Source organism: Thermohalobaculum xanthum (assembly GCF_016623495.1).
Classification (GTDB): Bacteria; Pseudomonadota; Alphaproteobacteria; order Rhodobacterales; family Rhodobacteraceae; genus Thermohalobaculum; species Thermohalobaculum xanthum.
The window spans coordinates 1-18,001 of record NZ_JAEHHL010000015.1; the positions used below are offsets into that span (position 1 = coordinate 1).

General features: G+C 70.8%; 17 protein-coding genes. 6 read left to right on the plus strand and 11 right to left on the minus strand.

The features are described from left to right. Nucleotides 1–250: 250 nt before the first annotated feature. Genes H0I76_RS18105 through H0I76_RS18115 form a run of 3 tightly spaced genes read left to right on the plus strand, consistent with a single transcriptional unit; the run spans nucleotide 251 to nucleotide 3,061 of the window. On the plus strand, nucleotides 251–1,267 hold the full coding sequence (locus tag H0I76_RS18105) for a TRAP transporter substrate-binding protein (RefSeq protein ID WP_200613256.1): 1,017 nt from the start codon (nucleotides 251–253) through the stop codon (nucleotides 1,265–1,267). A 16-nt stretch (nucleotides 1,268–1,283) separates the two neighbouring features. Beyond that, nucleotides 1,284–1,772 carry a TRAP transporter small permease subunit gene (locus H0I76_RS18110; RefSeq protein WP_200613259.1) on the plus strand — a complete coding sequence of 163 codons (489 nt, stop codon included), beginning with the start codon at nucleotides 1,284–1,286 and terminating at the stop codon, nucleotides 1,770–1,772. After that, nucleotides 1,769–3,061, plus strand: coding sequence for a TRAP transporter large permease (locus H0I76_RS18115; RefSeq protein ID WP_200613262.1), 1,293 nt, complete (start codon nucleotides 1,769–1,771; stop codon nucleotides 3,059–3,061). The genes H0I76_RS18110 and H0I76_RS18115 overlap by 4 nt, the downstream gene beginning before the upstream one ends. Before the next feature lie 4 nt (nucleotides 3,062–3,065). Here the strand turns inward: H0I76_RS18115 and H0I76_RS18120 are convergent, their stop codons facing one another. Next, complete coding sequence (locus H0I76_RS18120) at nucleotides 3,066–3,911, minus strand: tetratricopeptide repeat protein (RefSeq protein WP_200613265.1); 846 nt, start codon at nucleotides 3,909–3,911, stop codon at nucleotides 3,066–3,068. A 189-nt stretch (nucleotides 3,912–4,100) separates the two neighbouring features. On the opposite strand from H0I76_RS18120, the gene H0I76_RS18125 reads away from it, so the two are divergent. The 3 genes from H0I76_RS18125 to H0I76_RS18135 all read left to right on the plus strand — a co-directional run bounded on the left by H0I76_RS18125 (nucleotide 4,101) and on the right by H0I76_RS18135 (nucleotide 7,177). After that, nucleotides 4,101–5,009: a DMT family transporter gene (locus H0I76_RS18125; RefSeq protein WP_200613268.1), complete on the plus strand. Its 909-nt coding sequence runs from the start codon at nucleotides 4,101–4,103 to the stop codon at nucleotides 5,007–5,009. A gap of 136 nt (nucleotides 5,010–5,145) precedes the next feature. Then, nucleotides 5,146–7,008 carry a BON domain-containing protein gene (locus H0I76_RS18130; RefSeq protein WP_200613271.1) on the plus strand — a complete coding sequence of 621 codons (1,863 nt, stop codon included), beginning with the start codon at nucleotides 5,146–5,148 and terminating at the stop codon, nucleotides 7,006–7,008. 13 nt (nucleotides 7,009–7,021) lie between these two features. Beyond that, nucleotides 7,022–7,177 carry a hypothetical protein gene (locus H0I76_RS18135; protein ID WP_200613275.1) on the plus strand — a complete coding sequence of 52 codons (156 nt, stop codon included), beginning with the start codon at nucleotides 7,022–7,024 and terminating at the stop codon, nucleotides 7,175–7,177. 19 nt (nucleotides 7,178–7,196) lie between these two features. Here H0I76_RS18135 and H0I76_RS18140 read toward each other — a convergent pair whose 3' ends face one another. The 10 genes from H0I76_RS18140 to H0I76_RS18185 form a co-directional block, all read right to left on the minus strand. Next, nucleotides 7,197–8,522: an NAD(P)/FAD-dependent oxidoreductase gene (locus H0I76_RS18140; RefSeq protein ID WP_200613278.1), complete on the minus strand. Its 1,326-nt coding sequence runs from the start codon at nucleotides 8,520–8,522 to the stop codon at nucleotides 7,197–7,199. Further along, complete coding sequence (locus H0I76_RS18145) at nucleotides 8,519–9,721, minus strand: FAD-dependent monooxygenase (protein WP_200613281.1); 1,203 nt, start codon at nucleotides 9,719–9,721, stop codon at nucleotides 8,519–8,521. The genes H0I76_RS18140 and H0I76_RS18145 overlap by 4 nt, the downstream gene beginning before the upstream one ends. A 28-nt stretch (nucleotides 9,722–9,749) precedes the next feature. Beyond that, nucleotides 9,750–10,676, minus strand: coding sequence for a hypothetical protein (locus H0I76_RS18150; RefSeq protein ID WP_200613284.1), 927 nt, complete (start codon nucleotides 10,674–10,676; stop codon nucleotides 9,750–9,752). Between the two features lie 342 nt (nucleotides 10,677–11,018). Further along, nucleotides 11,019–13,016 (minus strand): RNA polymerase sigma factor RpoD, encoded by a 1,998-nt coding sequence (gene rpoD, locus H0I76_RS18155; protein ID WP_200613286.1) that lies wholly within the window; start codon nucleotides 13,014–13,016, stop codon nucleotides 11,019–11,021. 188 nt (nucleotides 13,017–13,204) lie between these two features. Then, nucleotides 13,205–15,184 carry a DNA primase gene (gene dnaG, locus H0I76_RS18160; RefSeq protein WP_200613288.1) on the minus strand — a complete coding sequence of 660 codons (1,980 nt, stop codon included), beginning with the start codon at nucleotides 15,182–15,184 and terminating at the stop codon, nucleotides 13,205–13,207. A 57-nt stretch (nucleotides 15,185–15,241) separates the two neighbouring features. Continuing rightward, nucleotides 15,242–15,922 (minus strand): HAD family hydrolase, encoded by a 681-nt coding sequence (locus H0I76_RS18165; RefSeq protein ID WP_200613290.1) that lies wholly within the window; start codon nucleotides 15,920–15,922, stop codon nucleotides 15,242–15,244. 3 nt (nucleotides 15,923–15,925) lie between these two features. Next, nucleotides 15,926–16,231 (minus strand): DUF3572 domain-containing protein, encoded by a 306-nt coding sequence (locus H0I76_RS18170; RefSeq protein WP_234455424.1) that lies wholly within the window; start codon nucleotides 16,229–16,231, stop codon nucleotides 15,926–15,928. Nucleotides 16,232–16,371: 140 nt separating this feature from the next. Beyond that, complete coding sequence (locus tag H0I76_RS18175; RefSeq protein WP_200613292.1) at nucleotides 16,372–16,881, minus strand: periplasmic heavy metal sensor; 510 nt, start codon at nucleotides 16,879–16,881, stop codon at nucleotides 16,372–16,374. A gap of 53 nt (nucleotides 16,882–16,934) precedes the next feature. Then, nucleotides 16,935–17,375: a hypothetical protein gene (locus H0I76_RS18180; protein WP_200613294.1), complete on the minus strand. Its 441-nt coding sequence runs from the start codon at nucleotides 17,373–17,375 to the stop codon at nucleotides 16,935–16,937. 4 nt (nucleotides 17,376–17,379) lie between these two features. After that, complete coding sequence (locus H0I76_RS18185; RefSeq protein ID WP_234455425.1) at nucleotides 17,380–17,940, minus strand: sigma-70 family RNA polymerase sigma factor; 561 nt, start codon at nucleotides 17,938–17,940, stop codon at nucleotides 17,380–17,382. Nucleotides 17,941–18,001 lie beyond the last annotated feature (61 nt).

The following is an 18,001-nucleotide window of genomic DNA, read 5'->3' on the forward strand; positions in this document are numbered from 1 at the left end:
TTCACATGCGGCTTATTCCGCTCGAACTTTGCCTTACCCATGATCTCGGTCCCTCGTTTTCGCATGGTGCGGCCATGCCGATCCGGGCGCCCGGATACTGTTTCTGGGCACGGCGTTCAAGTCGGAATCTCCCGTGAATGTTTCCGATTGACGGAAGAGCGCGCTATGGCGTCGCCATCCGTCTTGATTTCGCGCACAGGGGGTGTTTGATCGCTCCCCAATCCGTGACCCAGGAAAGGACACGCTCCCGATGCTCCGCCGCGCCCTGACGATTGCCGCAGCCCTCGCAGCCCCCGCCCTCGCGCATGGCGCGGATGCCAGCCTGAGCTTCGCGCATTTCATGCCCGCCAACAGCTGGCAGAACACCGAGCTCTTCGAGGCATGGGCGGCCGAGGTCGAAGCCCAGTCGGGCGAGCGCATCGACGTCACCGTCTTCCCCGCCCAGACACTGGGCAAGGCGCCCCAGGGTTACGACAATGCGCGCGACGGCATCGCCGACATCGCCTGGACGGTCCAGGGCTACACCGCCGGCCGCTTCCCGCTGAGCCACATCGTCGAGCTGCCGGGCCTGTTCGAGACGGCCGAGGTCGGCTCCTGCGCCTTCCAGAAGCTCTATGATTCGGGTGCGCTCGACGCCGAGTACGCGGACACCCATGTCCTCTTCGTCCACACCCATGGCCCCGGTCACCTGCACACGGTGAGCAAGCCGGTGACGACGCTGGCCGAGCTCGACGGCCTGCAGATCCGCCATCCGACCGTGGTGATCGGCGGGCTCCTCGAGGAGCTCGGGGCCGTGCCCGTGGGCATGCCCGCCCCGCGCATCTACGAGTCGGCCGAGCGCGGCACGATCGACGGCTTCATGCTGCCCTGGGAGGCCGTGGCGGGCTTCCGCGCCGACGAGGTCTCGGACCACCACACCGAGTTCGGCTTCTACGCGCTGGCCTTCGTCGCCACCATGAACAAGGGCGCCTACGAGCGCCTGCCCGAGGACCTGAAGGCCGTGGTCGATGCGAATTCCGGGATGAAATGGGCGCTGATCGCCGGCCGCGGATATGACGCGGGCGACGTGACCGGGCGCGAGAAGACCCTCGCCTCGGGCACGCTGCACCAGATCGAGGGCGACGAGCGCGCCGCGTGGCAGGCGGCCGCCGACCGCGCCGCCGCGGCCTACATCGCCAGCCTCGACGCCCAGGGCCTGCCCGGCACCGAGACCCACGAGGCCGTGAAGGGCTACGTCGCCGAGTGCAAGGCCGAGCTTGGCGGCTGAGCCCGGGACGCCCGCCATGCTCGCCCGCCTGCTCGGCGCGACCGACGCCGTGGCGCGGCTGGGCCTGGCGGCGCTGCTGGCGGTCGTCGCCTGGACCGTCATCAGCCGCGCGGCCTACGGCCTGACCGGCGGCGCTGCGGAGTTGATGCTTCCCGGCTCGATCGAACTCGCGAGCCACGCCCTGATGATCACGATCATGGCCGCCCTGCCGCGCGCCGCCGTCGGCGGCCTTGTGCGGGTCGAGATCTTCGCCGCGAGGCTGCCCGCTCGGCTCGGGCGCGCGCTGGAGCGTGTCTGGGCAGCGGGATTCGGCCTCTTTGCCGCGATCGTCGCGATGCTGCTTGCCGACGAGGGACGCCTTCAGTGGAATCGCGGCGACGCCACGCAGGACCTCGCCCTGCCCCTTGGCGCCGTTACCGGCTGGGCGGCGGTGGCTGCGGCGTTGGTGGCGGTTGCGGCGCTTCTGCACGCACTGGCACGCGGGCGGCGGGACATGCACCCATGAGCCCCGAGCAGATCGGGCTGGCCGGCATGGCCGCGCTGATCGGACTGATCGCGCTTGGCTGCCCGGTCGGGCTCGCGATGATCGCGGTCGGCGCCGGAGGGTTCGCCGCCGTGGTCGGCGTCGAGCCCGCGCTGCGCATCCTCGAGCGCGGCACGCTCGAGACGGTGACGAACTACTCCTTCACGGTCATCCCGCTGTTCATCCTGATGGGGGCAATGGTCGCGCGCGCCGGCCTCTCGCGCGACCTGTTCCTTGCCGCGCGCAGGCTGACATGGCGCATGCGCGGAGGGCTGGCGGTCGCGGGGCTCGGCGCAAGCGCCGCCTTCGCCGCGGTCTCGGGCTCGTCGCTCGCGACCGCCTCGACCATGACGCGCGTGGCCTATCCCGAGATGCGCGCGCACGGCTATGACGCCCGGCTCTCGGCCGGCTCGCTGGCGGCGGGCGGGACGCTGGGGATCATGATCCCGCCCTCGGTCGCGCTGCTGCTCTACGCGCTGATCACCGAGCAGTCGGTGGGCACGATGTTCCTCGCGGGCGTGATCCCCGGCCTTCTCGGCTTCGCGCTCTATGCCGCCGCCGCGATGCTGGCGGCCCGCGCCTGGCGCACGGGGGCCGAGGCGGGGCCCGAGGGGAGCCTCGGCCTCGCCCTGCGGCGCATGCTGCCCGTCGCTGTGCTGTTCGGGCTGGTGATGGGCGGGCTCTACGGCGGGGTCTTCACGCCGACCGAGGCCGGAGGCGCGGGGGCGGCGCTGGCGCTGGTCCTTGCGCTCGGGCGCGGGCTCGGCTGGCGCGGCTTCAACGAGGCGCTGGCCGAGACGGCGGCGCTCAGCGCGAGCCTCTTCGTCATCCTGATCGGCGCCGAGGTTTTCGGCTTCTTCCTTTCGGTGAGCCGGCTTTCCTTCGGCATGGCCGCGGCGGTCGAGGCGGCTGGCCTCACGCCGCTGCAGGTGATCCTCGCGATCCTCGTCTTTTATCTCGTGCTCGGCTGCTTCATGGAAAGCCTCGCGATGATCCTGCTGAGCGTGCCGGTGTTCTTCCCGCTGGTCGAGGCGGCGGGGCTCGATCCGGTCTGGTTCGGCATCCTCGCGGTCACGACGGTCGAGGTCGGGCTCATCACGCCGCCCGTGGGCATGAACCTCTTCGTCGTCAACGCCGCCGCCGGCGAGCTCAGCCTCTCGCAGATATGGCGCGGCATCCTGCCCTTTGTCGCCGCCGACATCGTCCGGCTGGGGCTACTGGTGGCGTTCCCTGCCCTCTCGCTCTGGCTTCCCCACCTGTTCGGGGGGTAGCCGGTCAGCCGCCCGACATCCGGCGCACGCGCTCGATCAGCGCGGGGTCGGTGACCCCCAGTTCGTAGGCGCGCAGGTAATCGGCATTGGCGGCCTCGATCCGCCCCTCGGCCTCGTGCCACGATGCCCGGGCGGCGTAGGCCGGCCCCCACTCGGGCGCGATCCTGATTGCACGGTCGAAATCCGACCTCGCGCCGGACGCGCCCTGCGCACTTCGCGCGAGCCCCCGGTTCAGCAGCGCCGCGGCATCGTCGGGGTTCTGCGAGAGAGCCGCCGAAAAGTCGGTCACCGCCTCGCCATAGCGGCCCAGAGCGTAATACGCGGCGCCGCGCTCGAAATGCGCCGCCGCCCAGTTGCGACGCAGCGCCAGCGCCCGGTCGAGATCGCGCACGGCATCAGCCGGGCGCCCGGCCTTTCGCAGCAGGACAGCGCGGCCGAACCAGGCCTCCGGTGCATTGGGATCAGCGGTGATCGCGGCGCTGTAATCGACCATCGCGGCGCGCTGGTCGCCCAGCGCCTCCTGCGCCTGCGCGCGGCCGACCAGTGCCCCGGCAAGGCCGGGGCTCAGGCTCAGCGCCTCGGAAAATGCAGACACCGCGTCGCGATGCCGGCCGAGCGCGTAGAGCGCGATCCCGCTGTTCATCTGCACCAGCGCACGCTGGCGCGCATCCAGCCGAGGGTCGGACAGCGCGCGCTGACAAAAGCGCAGCGCCTCCTCGGGCGTGCTCTGCGGATCCGAGCAGATCCGCAGGTATTCCGGTGTCATCGACGACTTGCCGCCGCCGCCGCTGCTGCCGCCACAGGCGACCAGCCCAAGAAGCGCCACCGCCGGAAAGATAAGCCGCCGCATGATCCTGCTGTCACCCCGGTCCCAAGGTTGCCTTGTGCACCAGCATTACCCACGACGGCGCCCGAACGAAACCCGCGACACCGCACATTCATGGACGATGCACGGATTCGAACGGAGGCATGCGGCGGACCGACTTGCGCCCGGCCGCGTTCCGGCCGATGTTGGCGCGCGAACGGAGCAGACCCACCAATGATGATCCGAAACCTCTCCCTGTCCGGCAATGCCGAAGGGGCCATGTGGGCCTTGGCCTCGGTGCTGGGCGCGACCGCCATGACGCTGGCGGTGCGTATCCTCGCCGCCGACGTCCACACCACGATGCTGGCCTTCCTGCGCTCGGCGCTCGCGCTGGTCACGGTGCTGCCCTTCCTCTGGCGCGGCCCGCAGACACGGCGGCGCGTGCGGATCACCGCATGGAAGCTGCATATCGCCCGCGGCCTGCTGCTCGCCATGACGCTCAACACGGGCTTCTACGCGATCTGGAAGCTGCCGCTCGCGACATCGACGATCCTGTTCTTCCTCGCCCCGGTCTTCGCGACCGTCCTGGCGATCCCGCTTCTGGGCGAGCAGGTCGGGCCACGGCGCTGGGCGGCGACGGCCGCAGGGTTCATCGGCACGCTGGTCATCCTGCGCCCGGGCTTCGGCGGCTTCGAGCCCGCGATGATCGCCGCGGTCGCGTCGTCGATGTGCTTCGCCGGGGCCCTGATGCTGGGCCGCCTCATCACCGACCGCGACGGCACTGAAGGGGTCTTCGTCTCGTCCTCGGTGATCGTCGCGATCGCCACCCTCCCGCCCGCCCTGGCGCACTGGAGCATCCCGGTCGAGGCCTGGCAGTGGGCGGCGATCGCCACGCTGGTCGCGGGTTCGTCGATGCGCACCTATGCCGACATCCGGGCCTATGCGGTCGGCGACGCGGGCTTCGTTGCACCTTTCACCTATCTGCGCCTCGTCACCGTGGGTGGGGCGGGCTATATCCTCTTCTCCGAGGCGGTGGACGGTCCGACCATCGTGGGCGGCACGATCATCATCGCCTCGACGCTTTACATCGCGATCCGCGAGCGCCAGCGGCGCGGGCGACCCCGGCCGGTGCAGACACCCTGACGCCTGGCGGTGACGCCTCCGGGGATCAGGGAGTTTCGCTTGCATGAAGACACGCCGCGGCGGAAAAGCGGAGCCTGAACGTTCATCCCGCATGGCATTCGCGGATGCCGGCCAGGCCGGCGCGTAAGGGAGTTCGATGCGCCCGATCCTGTCGATAGCAGTCCTTGCGGGTTTCAGCGTGCTGATCTGGCACGGGCTGGCAATGGTGGCACCCCAGATCGAGCGCCGGATCGACGCATCGGCCGAAGCGATCGCGGCCACTGAAAGCCCCCACCCCATGCGCATCGCGACGCGGGGCCGCGCGCTCAGCGTCTCGGGCCTTGCCGACAGCGAGGCAGCGCGCGACTCCCTTCTGGCGCATCTGCGAGCGATTCCGGGCGTCCGCGCCGTCGAAAACCGGATCCGCGTCCTGCCGACGCACAGTCCCTATCGATTCTCCGCCGTCAGGCCCCAGGACCAGCCCCTGCGCATCGAAGGTGACGCGCCCGACGCCGCGTCCGAGCGCGCGATCCTCGACGCCGCGCGCGCGATCACCAAGGGCACGTCCCTGCAAAGCGCCCTGACACTGGCCGCCGGCATTCCCGACCCGGACTGGATGGCAAGCGTCCGCGCGGGCCTCAGGGCCCTTGGCGCCCTCGCAGATGGCGCGATCGAGATCACCGACCGCGAGGGCGTGCTGACCGGGCGTGCCGCCAGCGACGACGTCCGCGACCGCATACTCGGGGCCCTTGCGGACGATCCCGTCGTGCAATGGCAAGCGACGATTGACCTCCTCCTGCCACACGCCGACCCTTACAGCTTCCACGCGGAAACGGGGCCGGATGGCGCGAGCTATTCGGGCCATGCGCCCAATCCGAGCGTGCAGAGCCGCCTCGTCGAGGCCGCCTCGAAGCTCGGCGGCGGCACCGCGACCGGTGCGGTCACCATCGCCGAAGGCATGCCGGGTCGCGCATGGCCGCCCATGGTGACACGCGGCGTCGAGGCCCTAGCGCTTCTCGAGAGCGGCACGTTCCGGGCGGACGGGATGGACGCCTATCTCGAGGGGCGCGCCGCAACGCCCGAGAACGCCACCGCCGCGCGCGAGCGGGCGGGCAACGCGGTGCGGACCAATATAACCGTGGCCGACCCGACGCCGGCAGCCCGGCTCATCGTCACCGTGGAAACGGGAGACGACACGCCGCGGCTGGTCGAGGGTCGTCTTCCCGAGGGGCTCGACCCCGACGCCCTGGCGCGAGCGATGCCCGAGCTTGAACTCGCCGGCGCGTCGATCGAGACGGGCGGGCGCGCAACCGCGGACGGCTGGGACGGCGTGATCGCGGCGCTCGCGCTCGCGCTGCCTCGGCTCGAATCCGGGCGGGCCGCCGTCGAGGCCGACCGGATCCGACTCGAAGGGCGCCTCCGTCCGGGCTTCAGCGCCGCCACCACGCGCACGGCCCTGCGCGCCGCCGCGGGCCCGGGCTGGTCGCTCGATCTCGCGCTCGACGAGGCGCCGCAGCCCGCGATGGCCGAAGTCAGCCTGTCGGGCGGCCATCTCATCGCCAGCGGGATCCTGCCAAACGGCGTCAGCCCCGAGGCGACGCTGGTGCGCCTGCGCGGCGCCGAGAACGGCGGCCTGACCTCGGGCGGAGCCGGCGATCCCCTCGCGTGGCGTCTGGCCATCGACGCGCTCGCCGCGGCGAGCACCGCCTTCGGCAGCCTCGAGTCCCGGATCGCCGAGAAGACGCTCACGATCGAAGGGACACTGCTTCCCGGCGCATCCCCGGCCGAGATCGAGACCGCGCTCGCAGCGGCGCTGGCCGAGGGCTGGAGCAGCGAGATCAATGCCGAGATCGCGGCGCCGGAGGCGAAGGCGGCCCCGGTTCCGCAAGCAGACCGTCAACCGCCAAGTGATGACGCCGCGGCAGATGACCGAGCCGGCGGGCTTGGGCCGGAAGCCGCCCCGGTGCCGCCAAAGCGGCACCTCGCCAGCGCCGTCAGCGTGGCGCCGGCGCGACCCTGAAGGAGGCTCTCGAGTGACCTATCTCGCCGGAGAAATTCTTGTCCACCTGATTGGCGCGTTCCTTGCGGGGCTCGCGCTCGGATGGGTCATCTGGGGCCTCGGCCGGAGCGGCGGCGAGGGTGCCCGCGGGTCCGGAACGAAAGATAGCCGGCCCGACCGGAGCAGCTGAGCCGCATCGGAGCCCGGCGTCAGCTCCGGCGGCGGATCGCGGCCACGCCCTCGCGCCGGTCCTGCAGCTTCATCCACAGCTCGAGCACCGAGAGAAACCACGGGTTGCCACGATACAGCGCCTGGGCACGGAACTCGGCCTTGTCGAAGCCGGTCGCTCCATCCTCGAGCCCCAGGATCCGCCGCGCGATCTTCCAGCCCAGGTAAGGCGCCATCGCCACGCCCGAGCCATTATAGCCACAGGCATGCCAGACACCGCCAAGCTGGCCCGCATGCGGCACACCATCGAAGGTGAAGGCGACAAAGCCTTTCCACGAATGGGTCAGGCGAACCTCGCCCAGCTCGGGAAAGACGCTCAGCATCATGTCCCTCAGCCGCCGCGCGCTCTCGCGCTCGGGCAGCACGTTGAGCGAGGCGCGGCCGCCGAAGAGGATCCGTTCGCCCCAGGGGTCCGGGCGAAAATATCCATGTGTCGCGCGGGTTTCGACGATCATGTTCCCACCGGGAAACAGCGCGCCCACCCGGTTCTCGCCCATCGGCTCGGTGGCGATGATGGTCGAGGGGATCGGGACAAGGCGCCGGGCGATATCGGGAAACGGTCCCGCGCCACCCCCGGTGTAGCCGTTCCCGGCATAGACCACCTCCGACGCCCATGTCTCGCCGCGGCCGTGGCCGATCCGCCAGGCGCCGGGCGCCCCCGCGATCGCAGTAACCGGGCAATGGTCGACGACCACCGCCCCGGCCTCGCGCGCCGAGGCCAGCAAGCCCGCATGAAACAGCGCGGGGTGCAAGCCGCCATGCTGCGGCAGGTAGAGCCCGCCGTGGTAGAGGTCCGTCGCGATGTGCCGCCCCTGCACGGCGCGCGGAACCACCTCGACCTCCATGCCAAGGACCGGCGCCTCGGCCTCGGCCCAGCGGGCAAGCGCGTCGAAGTGCCGGGCGGAACCCGCGCCGAGGAACCGGCCGGTTCGGCGATACATCGCCTTGCCCGGCAGGTGCTCGATCATCGCCAGCGTGAAATCGAGCGAGTTGCGGGCTTCGGACAGCATCTCGACCGCCGCTTCGCGCCCGTAGGACTTCGCCAGCGTCTCGATCTTGGCCCGATGGCCCCAGCCGATCATGCCGCCATTGCGCGTCGAGGCTCCGGCGCCCGGTGCGCCCGCCTCGAAAACCACGACCCGCCGCCCCGCCGAGGCCAGCGCCAGCGCGCAGGAAAGGCCCGTGTAGCCCGCGCCCACGACGGCGACATCGACCTCGTCCGGTGCATCGCTCCCGGAAGCGGGCTCGGGCGGCGCGGCCTCGTGCCAGAACGGCGTCTCGCGCATTCCGTCTGCCCAGGCGCTCATGCATCCTCCCGCGTCGCGTCGTGGCCGTAGAGCCAGTCAAGCCGCCCCGTCACGACGCCGGGAATCAGGCGGTTGGCGACACCGATCGCCCCGTGGCGCAGGATGCGCCCAACGCCGCCGGCATGAAAGAGCTCCGCATTGGCCCGGCTCACGCCCTGCACACGGGTTGCCCTCGGCCGACGCCGGGCCTCGTAGCGCGCCAGCGCCTCCTCGGGCGAAAGCCTTTCGAGACAATCCGCCAGCACTACCGCATCCTCCAGTGCCATCGCCGCGCCCTGCGCCATGAACGGCAGCATCGGGTGGCACGCATCGCCCAGCAGCGCGACCCGCCCTTTCGACCAGGACGGCGGCGGCGGTCGGTCGAACAGGCCCCAGCGCAGCGGAGCCTCGACCTTGTCGAGCAGCCGGCTGACGGCCCCATGCCAGCCGGCGAAGATCGCGCGCAGCCGCGCTGCGTCGCCGGGAACCGACCAGCCTTCCTCGACCCAGTCCGCACGCTCCTCGACCGCAACGAGATTGATGAGTGTCCCGCCACGCAGATAATAGGTCACGACATGACGGCCCCAGCCCGCCCACACGGTCGCATCGGGCGGGATCAGGCCCGTCGGCAGTTCGGAGGCGGGAACGAGGGCGCGCCACGCGACCTGGCCGGTGAAGCGCGCCGGTGCGGGGCCGTGCATCACCTCGCGCAGCGCGGTCCGCACACCATCCGCCGCGACCAGGACGTCCGCGTCGAGAGAACTGCGATCACCAAGTCGTACGCTCACGCCGCCGGCGCCGTCCTCCCAGCCCTGCACCGTGGTTCCAAGCCGGAGCTCAACACCCGCCCCCGCCGCGGCATCGGCCAGCGCCGCCAGCAGATCGGCGCGATGCACGTGGAGATATGGCGCGCCCCAGCGCATCTCGGCGCCTTCGCCCAACGCCGTCGAGAAGATCTCGCGGCCCGTCACACCGTCGCGCAGCACGGCGCGGCGCGGGCGGAACGCCTCGGCTGCAACGCGGTCGAGAACCCCAAGGGCGTCGAGGCAGCGCGCCGCATTCGGGCTGACCTGCAACCCGGCGCCAACCTCGCCGAGTTGCCTCGCCCGCTCGACCAGCGTGACGCGCCAGCCTTGTCGCGCCAGCGCCAGTGCGGCGGCCGTGCCGCCGATCCCCGCTCCTGCGACCAGCGCATGGCGCGTCGCTGCCTGTACCGTCATTGACGCCTCGCCGAGCCCCGGGCCGTTGTCAGCCCGCCTTTCGCGGCGACGGTATCGTCAGTTCGATCACCTGGAGACCGCGCCGCACCCGACTCTCGCCCAGACGGACGCGCGCGCTCAAGCCCGGAACGGGTGTGACGAGTTGTCCGTCCTTCACGGCGCCGCGCTGGTCGATCAGGAAGCTGGCCGTCGCGAAGGCCAGGGCCAACGCCTCGGATTCGGGGCGCGGCGAGGGGCGCACCTCGATCTCGCGGCCGATGAAGGGGATGAGCCCGCGGGTGATCACTCCCGGGCGCTCGCCCTCGCCCGCGCGCAGGAAGAACCACCGCATCCACAGTTCGAGCGGCGCGCGCCCCGCCAGCACCCGGGCAAGCTGATCGCGGAAGTCCGCCGGGGCAAGTGCGCCGCGGGCCGGCAGCCACAGCAACGCGAGCGGCATCGCCGCGCGCACCACCGCCGCCGCGGCCGCCGTCACGGCCACCGCGCGATTGAAGGCGGCATCCGGCGGCGACATCTGCCTGCGCCCCATGAGGCCGAGGTCGCAGATCTCGATATGCGCGCGGTGCGATGACAGCGCAGTGCGGCCGCCAGGCCAGGCCTCGGGATTCACGAAACGGCCAACCTCGTCCGCATCACCGATCGGCCGGTCGTGGAACGCGATCCAGATGGCGACATCCGCGACGACGAAGAAGAGGTCGTGGCCCGACATCTCGGGCGCCTTGATCGGAAAGAGCCGGCCCAGCCCGCTGCTGCGCTGCGCGGGGACGCCATTGCGCATAAGCGGATGCAACTCGACCGTCGCGCCCGCATGGGCGACGACGGCGCGCAGCGCATCGCGGAATGCCTTGGGATCAGGCGCGCTGACCGGCTCGGGCATCGGCAGCAGGATCGAGAAATGCTCGCGGCGCGCCAGTTCCTTGCGAAGTCTTTGCTCGAGCCCGCCGCCGAACATCATGCTCTCAGCCCCCGCTCCGGCGGGCGCCGACCGGGCGCTCGGCAAAGGGCGCGCGGCGTGCCGGCAATGCGATGCCCGCCGCACGATGGCGGCCTGTTCGCCGGGCGCCAGAAGGCTGCCACGGCGGCACGGCCGTTCCCAACGGCGGGCATGGCGTTGCCACGCATGACCGAATGCCCCCACTCAAATCCCCCGGCCTGGCCGGGACGCACCCCCGCGCATCGAACGGCCGCCCCACCTGGGGGCGCCCGATTCGATACGCAGAATGAAACGGGCGGGTGCATAATTCGTTCCATACCCGCCCGCGTCTTTCCTGCCCGGCCGCGCCGGGCGCGCCGTTCCTCAGTTGTCGAGGAACGACCGCAGCTTGCGCGAGCGAGACGGGTGCTTGAGCTTCCTCAGCGCCTTCGCCTCGATCTGACGGATACGCTCGCGCGTGACCGAGAACTGCTGTCCGACCTCCTCCAGCGTGTGGTCGGTGTTCATGCCGATCCCGAAGCGCATGCGCAGCACCCGCTCCTCGCGGGGCGTGAGCGAGGCGAGGACCCGGGTCGTCGTGTCCTTGAGGTTCGCCTGGATGGCACTGTCGAGCGGCAGGACCGCGTTCTTGTCCTCGATGAAATCGCCCAGCTGGCTGTCCTCCTCGTCGCCGATCGGGGTCTCGAGGCTGATCGGCTCCTTGGCGATCTTCATCACCTTGCGCACCTTCTCAAGTGGCATCTGGAGCTTGGCGGCCAGTTCCTCGGGCGTCGGCTCGCGGCCGATCTCGTGCAGCATCTGGCGGCCGGTCCGGACCAGCTTGTTGATCGTCTCGATCATGTGGACCGGGATGCGGATGGTGCGGGCCTGATCGGCGATCGAGCGGGTGATCGCCTGCCGGATCCACCAGGTCGCATAGGTCGAGAACTTGTAGCCGCGCCGATACTCGAACTTGTCCACCGCCTTCATCAGGCCGATGTTGCCTTCCTGAATGAGATCAAGGAATTGCAGGCCGCGGTTCGTGTACTTCTTGGCGATCGAGATGACGAGGCGCAGGTTCGCCTCGACCATTTCGGTCTTGGCCTGCCGGGCCTCCTTCTCGCCCTTCTGCACGGTGTGGACGATGCGGCGGAACTCGGGGATGTCGACACCGACCAACTGGCCGATCTCGGCGATTTCGTTCCTGATCGACTCGAGCTGCGGACGCTCACGCTCGACCAGCTTCGCCCAGCCCTTACCGGGCAGGTCCGCGATCCGGTCGATCCAGGTCGGATCGAGCTCGGCGCCGCGATACTCGTTGATAAAGTCGCGCCGGTTGACCTGGCAGCGGTCGGCCAGCTTGGCCAGCGAGCCCTCCAGGGTCATCAGCCTGCGGTTGATGCCATAGAGCTGGTCGACCAGCGTCTCGATCCGGTTCGAGTGCAGGTGCAGCGAGTTGACGAGCTCCACGATCTCCTTGCGCAGGCGCTGGTACTCGCGCTCCTGGCCGGCCGAGAACCGCTCGCTCTCCGACAGCGCCGCGCCGATGCGGTTGTCCTGCATGTCGCGCAGGCGCGCATAGTCGCCCGCGATCTGGTCGAGGGTTTCGAGCACGCGCGGCTTGAGCGCCGCTTCCATCGCCGCAAGCGACAGGTTGGCCTGTGCCTCATCGTCGTCGATGTCGGCCTCGGCCTCGCCGCCGGCTTCGGCAGCCTGTTCCTCGTCCCCCTCGTCGCTGCCATTGCCGCGCGATGCGGGCGCGGCCTCGGAGGAGGCGGGGGCGGCGCGCTCGGGCGTGACCTCTTCGATCTCGGAATCCTCGGTCGCGGCGCCGAAGGTGGTCTCGAGGTCGATCACGTCGCGCAGCAGGATCTTCTCTTCGTTCAGTTCTTGCAGCCAGATGGTGATCGCCTGGAAGGTCAGCGGGCTCTCGCACAGGCCGCCGATCATGGTGGCGCGGCCCGCCTCGATGCGCTTGGCGATGGCGATTTCGCCCTCGCGGCTCAAGAGCTCGACCGTGCCCATCTCGCGCAGGTACATGCGCACGGGGTCGTCGGTGCGATCGACCTCGCTGCCCTGCGTCTGGGCGGCGACGACCTCGCGTTCCTGCGTCTTGGCCTTGGCGTCGTCGTCCGATTCGGACTCCTCGTCCTCCTCGACCACGTTCACGCCCATCTCCGAGAGGAGCGACATCACGTCCTCGATCTGCTCGGAGGAGAACTGGTCCGAGGGCAGGACGCGGTTCAGTTCGTCATATGTGATGTAACCCTTGGCCTTCGCCTTGGCGACCATCCGCTTGATGTCCGCCTGGCTCATGTCGAGCATCGGGCCCTGAACCTCGGTCTCCGTGGTTTCAGTCTGCTCTTCGTCCTTGGAAGCCATTCATACCTCGCTGTGCGGTTCCGCTCCGGTGCGGAACCTCCCGGATAAGCCGAGCTCGACAGCCGCGATCAGTCGGAACGGGCGGGCGCCTTGCATGGCGCTGACCTGACGGGCCGGGATTCGCTGATTCGCCGTATGCTGCTGATTCGGGAATGTAGGCAAGAGAGCCGAGAACTCAAAGGGCGGGATCAGCGTTTTTTCGCCCGATAGACCTCGCGATCAAGCATTTCCTGGATCGGGCTGGGCCGCTCGCCGTCCGCGGTCGGCGCCTGCCCCAGAAGCTCGCGCTCGAGACGGTCGACCTCGGCGCCCGCCCGGCGAAGCCGGTGCGTCCACGCCTCGTCCTCGGCCTCGACGAGATCGCGGCAGGCGTCGGCCCGCTCCGCCTCGAAGGCCAACGCGACCGCGTGGCGCCCTATCGCCTCGGCAAGCACCTCGCGCACGCGCTCGGGCGCCTGGCCCGGCCGCGCCAGGGGATGAGCGCGCGCCTGCGGCACGCGGGCAAGGAATTCCACCGGGTCGAAGCCGCAGCGCTGGGCCACATGCGCGGCAAGTTCGTCGGCCGCGCCCACCGCCATCGCATCGAGCATCGCCTCGCGCACCGCTGCATGCTCGGGTGCGGTCAGCGTCATCGCCTCGAACTCGGCCTCCATTGCCGCCAGCACCCCGGGATTGTGGCAGGCGATCAGAAGGATCGCCGCCTCGCGGATGCGCGCAGCCAGCTGCACCGCCTGGGTGCCCGCCCGGGCCAGGTCCGAATTGCGCGTCCCCGGCTGCGGACCGCCGACCTCGAAAGGTGCGGGGCGGCCGCGCCCGCCGCCCGCCGCCTGTCCCGCGCGCGCGGCCTTGCGCGGCGCCTTGGCCGCCGCCGCGGGGCGCTGCGGGCGAAACAGCTCGGCACGGCGCTGGCGGATGTCGGCGCGGTAATGCTCGCGCACCGCCTGGTCGGCGATGCGTCCCAGCGCGGCGCGCAGCCGCCCGTCGAAACCCGCGCGCGCCTCGGGCGTGTCCAGTGCGCCCTCGCCCACCTCGTGCCGCCACAGCATCTCGACCATCGGCAGGGCGGCGTCGAGCACCGCCTGCATCGCCGCCGGCCCGCCCTCGCGGATCAGGTCGTCCGGATCGCGCCCCGGCGGCATCAGGCAGAACCTCAGCGAGCGCCCCGGCGCCAGGTGCGGCAGCGCGAGCTCCATCACCCGATAAGCCGCGCGCAGCCCCGCCGCGTCGCCATCGAGCGCGATCACCGGCTCGGGCGCCATGCGCCACAGAAGCTGCAACTGGTCCTCGGTGATCGCGGTTCCCAGCGGCGCCACCGCGTGCTCGAAGCCGGCCGCGACCAGCGCGATCACGTCCATATAGCCCTCGGCCACGATCAGCCGGCCGGTCTTGCCTGCCGCTTCGCGCGCGGGCCCGTGGTTGAACAGCGTGCGCCCCTTGTGGAACAGCTCGGTTTCGGGGCTGTTGAGGTATTTTGCCTGCTGGCTGGGCAACAGTGCCCGCGCACCGAAGGCGATGCAGCGCCCGCGCGGGTCGCGGATCGGGAACATCAGCCGCCCGCGGAACCGGTCGAAGGGCTCGCCGCCATCGTCGGGCTCGATTACGAGGCCCGCGGCGACGGCCTCGCGGAGGCTTCCCTTCTCCCTGAAAGCCCGGGTCAGGTAGTGGCGGTTGTCGGGCGCGTAGCCGATCTCGAAGCGCTTGAGCGTCTCGGCCGACAGGCCCCGGCGCTCGGCATAATCGCGCGCCATCTGCCCCATGCCGGCACGGAACGCCAGGCCGAAGAGGCGCGCGGCCTCCTCCATCGTCTCGATCATCCGGCTCGCGCGGTCGCGCCGCTCGGCCGCGCGCGGATCGGCCTCGCGCCGCGGCATCTCCATCCCCGCCTCGGCGGCCAGCCGCTCGACCGCCTCCATGAAGTCGAGATTCTCGCTCTCCTTCACGAAGGTGATCAGGTCGCCCTTCGCCTGGCAGCCGAAGCAGTAATAGAAGCCCTTGCGGTCATCGACGTGGAACGAGGGCGTCTTTTCCTGGTGGAACGGGCATGGCGCCCAGAAATCGCCCTTGCCCGGGTTCGACTTGCGCCGGTCCCACGTGACCTTGCGGCCCACCACGTCCGAAAGCGTGAGGCGGGCGCGCAACTCATCGAGGAACGAGGGCGGGAGCGACATGGTCCTGTTATCGCGCGGCGACGCGGGATTCGGCAACGTCTCGCGCAAGCGATCGGGTCACTCTGAGGTCAGCAGCCGCTCGACGCCCGCCAGCGCCTCGTCCCAGTCCCTCGCCGTCAGATGCGCCTCGGCGCTCGCGGGCATGACGTCGCGGATGAAGGGCGAGCCGGTAAAATAGATCCGCCCGACATCGGGGGCGTGCTTTGCGGCCGAGGCGATCTGGATCGACGAGTCGTCGACGAACACCACCGGCGCCCCGGTCCTGGCCTGCAGCCAGGCCAGCGCCCTGCCCTTGCCGCCCGCGTTCACGACGACGGGGAGGTCGATACCCAGCCCGGCAAGATTCACCAGCCGGTCCTCGCGCGCATGGCGCGGCACGTTGGTCAGCACGATGACCTGCGCCCGGGCCTGAAGGGCCCGCACCGCGTCGATCGCACCGGGCAGCGCGCGCTGGCGGCGGGTCTCCTCGGTGAAGAAGCGGTCGAGCATCTCCAGCGAATCGTCGAAGGACAGGGGCACGTCATCGCCCGCGCGGTACATCGAGCCCTCGAGCGCATAGCTCCTGAGGCGCATCTCGTATCCCAGCGGAACCAGCCAGCGCGCGACATGGGCCGAGAACTCGACCAGCACCTCGTCGCAGTCGAGCGCGACCAGCGGCCGCCCCCGCTCGAGCTCGAGCGCGCCCAGTTCGGTCAGCGTTTCCGGGACGATCCCCGCCTCGATCGCGTCAAGTCCCATGGCTCAGGTCCAATTCGGCAGCGCGCCGCCGGGCAGCGCCGCACGGGCGCGCATCGGCTCCTCGGGTCGAATGCCGTCCTCGGCACAGAACGCGACGAGGCTCGCCTCGTCCGACAGCAGGTGGTCGAGCACGAAGCCGAGGAACTCGGGATCCGCGATCCGGCGCCGCAACTCGTCGACCCCGGCGCCGGTCTGGCCGAGAAAGCCCATCAGCCGCTCGTCATCCGTCGCGAGCCAGGCCAGCGCACGCGCCGCCATCGCCTCGGCCTGGCCGCGCTCCATCACTCCCACGCCCATCCAGCGCTCCATCGCTCATCCGCTTGCAATGTGACATGCCCCGCCACGCCGGCCGAGGCAAGCCCCGGCGGCGCGCGGAAGGATCGGAACGGTGCTTGTCGGAGGGTCCCGGCGCCGCATGGCGCGGGTCAGGCGCGAAGGCGATGCGTGTGTCAGCGATGTCCGCGCCGCTTGGCCCAGCGCCGGGTCGCTTCCTCGATGCGGTCCGCCATCTCGGCGCGCTCGTCGGGCGACATGCGGCTTGCGATGGTGACGATCTGCGCATGGATCAGACCGTTCACCGCGCCCGAGAACGCGCTGCGCCGGTCGAGCGCGTCGCCCAGACGCTCGGGCGTGAAATCGGGCGAACGCAGCACGGCGACGATCTCGCCCTGGGCCTGCGTCATCTGCGCGCGCTCGGCCGCGATGCCCGCGCTTTCCGCCAGCATCAGCGCGCGCGCCTCGTCCTGGCGCGCCTCGGGCAGCAAGTGCAGCAAGCGCGCCTGGCGGGGGTCGAGGCCTTCCGCGTCGTGGCCGTGCCAGTGGTCCTTGCGCATCATCCAGCCGCCGACCAGTCCCACCACCGCCAGGTTGCCTGAAAGCGAGGCGACCAGAAGCAGCCGCATCCAGCGTGGACAGCCACCCGGCGTCCCGGCTCCCGCATCAATCGCTTCAGCACTCATTCACATCTCCATCGGCTCTGCGCGCCAAATATTCCGGCGACGTCAGGCAACACTCAAAACGGCGTCTCCGCGCCGAACATGGACGCGCTGGCGTCCGAGACGACGATCACCTCCTCGTCGACCCCGGCGGCGGCCAGCACGCCGGGCACGAGTTCGGACTCGGGGTTTGCCAGCCCCGTCACGAAACCGAAGGCGAGCCCCGCCGCCATCGCGGCCGCGAAACCGGCGCCGCCGCCCAGCCATGCGCCCAGGCCGCGCCGCGCGCCCGCCCGGCCGCGCGCGCCGGCCCGAACCCGGCCGGTCCGCATCGCCGCGGGCCGGGACAGAGCCGCCGACGCGCGCGCCGTCTCGGCCGCCGCGTCCGCCAGAACGCGCGCCACCAGGGCGTCGCCCGGTCGCGGGGCCGCCCGGTTCTCGGCGGCTGCGAGCCGCTCGAGGGCCTGCTCCAGCGCCGCCTCGGTGATGTCGTTGCTGCTGCGTTTCTCGTCGGTCATCTCTTCACTCCGGCGCCTCGGGCGCGAGCTCCTTCTGCAACTGGCGGCGCGCCCGTGCGAGCAGGCTCTCCACCGCCTCGACCGAGCAGTCCAGCCGCTCGGCAATATCCGGGTTCGACGCCCCGTCGAAATGCCGCATCACCAGGGCGTCGCGCTGCCGCTGGGGCAACGCCATGATGGCCCGCGCCAGCCGCCGCATGTCGTCGCTGGCCGAAAGCCGCTCCAGCACGCCCGGGGCGGGGTCCGCCGGCTCGGGCAGGTCGTCGACATTGGCCGTCGCGCGCCGCCGCCGGATGCGGTCGATGCACAGGTTCTGCGTCACCCGGTAGAGCCAGGTCGACACCCGCGCCTCGCCGGCCCGCCATGACGGCGCCTGCCGCCAAAGCTTGAGCATCGCTTCCTGCGCGACCTCCTCGGCCTCGGCTTCGCTGCCCAGCACACGCCAGGCCTGGCGCAGCGCCAGGGGCAGGAACTGCTCGGTCAGCGCGCGCGCCGCGGCCTGGTCGCCGGCCGCATAACGGGCCAGCAACGCGGCTTCCTCCTCGTGCTCGCTCACATCGAACATGCCCGCCATCCGGACGATCTGCACCCCCTGCCCTCGCGGCCACCCTTGGGAATGGCCGCGC

Excerpts from the sequence above, each read along its gene's own strand:
- H0I76_RS18125 (WP_200613268.1), top strand. The coding sequence starts at position 4,101 with ATGATGATCCGAAACCTCTCCCTGTCCGGCAATGCCGAAGGGGCCATG.
- H0I76_RS18110 (WP_200613259.1), top strand. The coding sequence starts at position 1,284 with ATGCTCGCCCGCCTGCTCGGCGCGACCGACGCCGTGGCGCGGCTGGGC.
- H0I76_RS18185 (WP_234455425.1), bottom strand. The coding sequence starts at position 17,940 with ATGTTCGATGTGAGCGAGCACGAGGAGGAAGCCGCGTTGCTGGCCCGT.
- H0I76_RS18150 (WP_200613284.1), bottom strand. The coding sequence starts at position 10,676 with ATGATGTTCGGCGGCGGGCTCGAGCAAAGACTTCGCAAGGAACTGGCG.
- H0I76_RS18140 (WP_200613278.1), bottom strand. The coding sequence starts at position 8,522 with ATGAGCGCCTGGGCAGACGGAATGCGCGAGACGCCGTTCTGGCACGAG.
- H0I76_RS18145 (WP_200613281.1), bottom strand. The coding sequence starts at position 9,721 with ATGACGGTACAGGCAGCGACGCGCCATGCGCTGGTCGCAGGAGCGGGG.
- H0I76_RS18175 (WP_200613292.1), bottom strand. The coding sequence starts at position 16,881 with ATGAGTGCTGAAGCGATTGATGCGGGAGCCGGGACGCCGGGTGGCTGT.
- H0I76_RS18165 (WP_200613290.1), bottom strand. The coding sequence starts at position 15,922 with ATGGGACTTGACGCGATCGAGGCGGGGATCGTCCCGGAAACGCTGACC.
- H0I76_RS18170 (WP_234455424.1), bottom strand. The coding sequence starts at position 16,231 with ATGGAGCGCTGGATGGGCGTGGGAGTGATGGAGCGCGGCCAGGCCGAG.
- rpoD (WP_200613286.1), bottom strand. The coding sequence starts at position 13,016 with ATGGCTTCCAAGGACGAAGAGCAGACTGAAACCACGGAGACCGAGGTT.
- H0I76_RS18180 (WP_200613294.1), bottom strand. The coding sequence starts at position 17,375 with ATGACCGACGAGAAACGCAGCAGCAACGACATCACCGAGGCGGCGCTG.
- H0I76_RS18120 (WP_200613265.1), bottom strand. The coding sequence starts at position 3,911 with ATGCGGCGGCTTATCTTTCCGGCGGTGGCGCTTCTTGGGCTGGTCGCC.
- H0I76_RS18105 (WP_200613256.1), top strand. The coding sequence starts at position 251 with ATGCTCCGCCGCGCCCTGACGATTGCCGCAGCCCTCGCAGCCCCCGCC.
- dnaG (WP_200613288.1), bottom strand. The coding sequence starts at position 15,184 with ATGTCGCTCCCGCCCTCGTTCCTCGATGAGTTGCGCGCCCGCCTCACG.
- H0I76_RS18130 (WP_200613271.1), top strand. The coding sequence starts at position 5,146 with ATGCGCCCGATCCTGTCGATAGCAGTCCTTGCGGGTTTCAGCGTGCTG.
- H0I76_RS18115 (WP_200613262.1), top strand. The coding sequence starts at position 1,769 with ATGAGCCCCGAGCAGATCGGGCTGGCCGGCATGGCCGCGCTGATCGGA.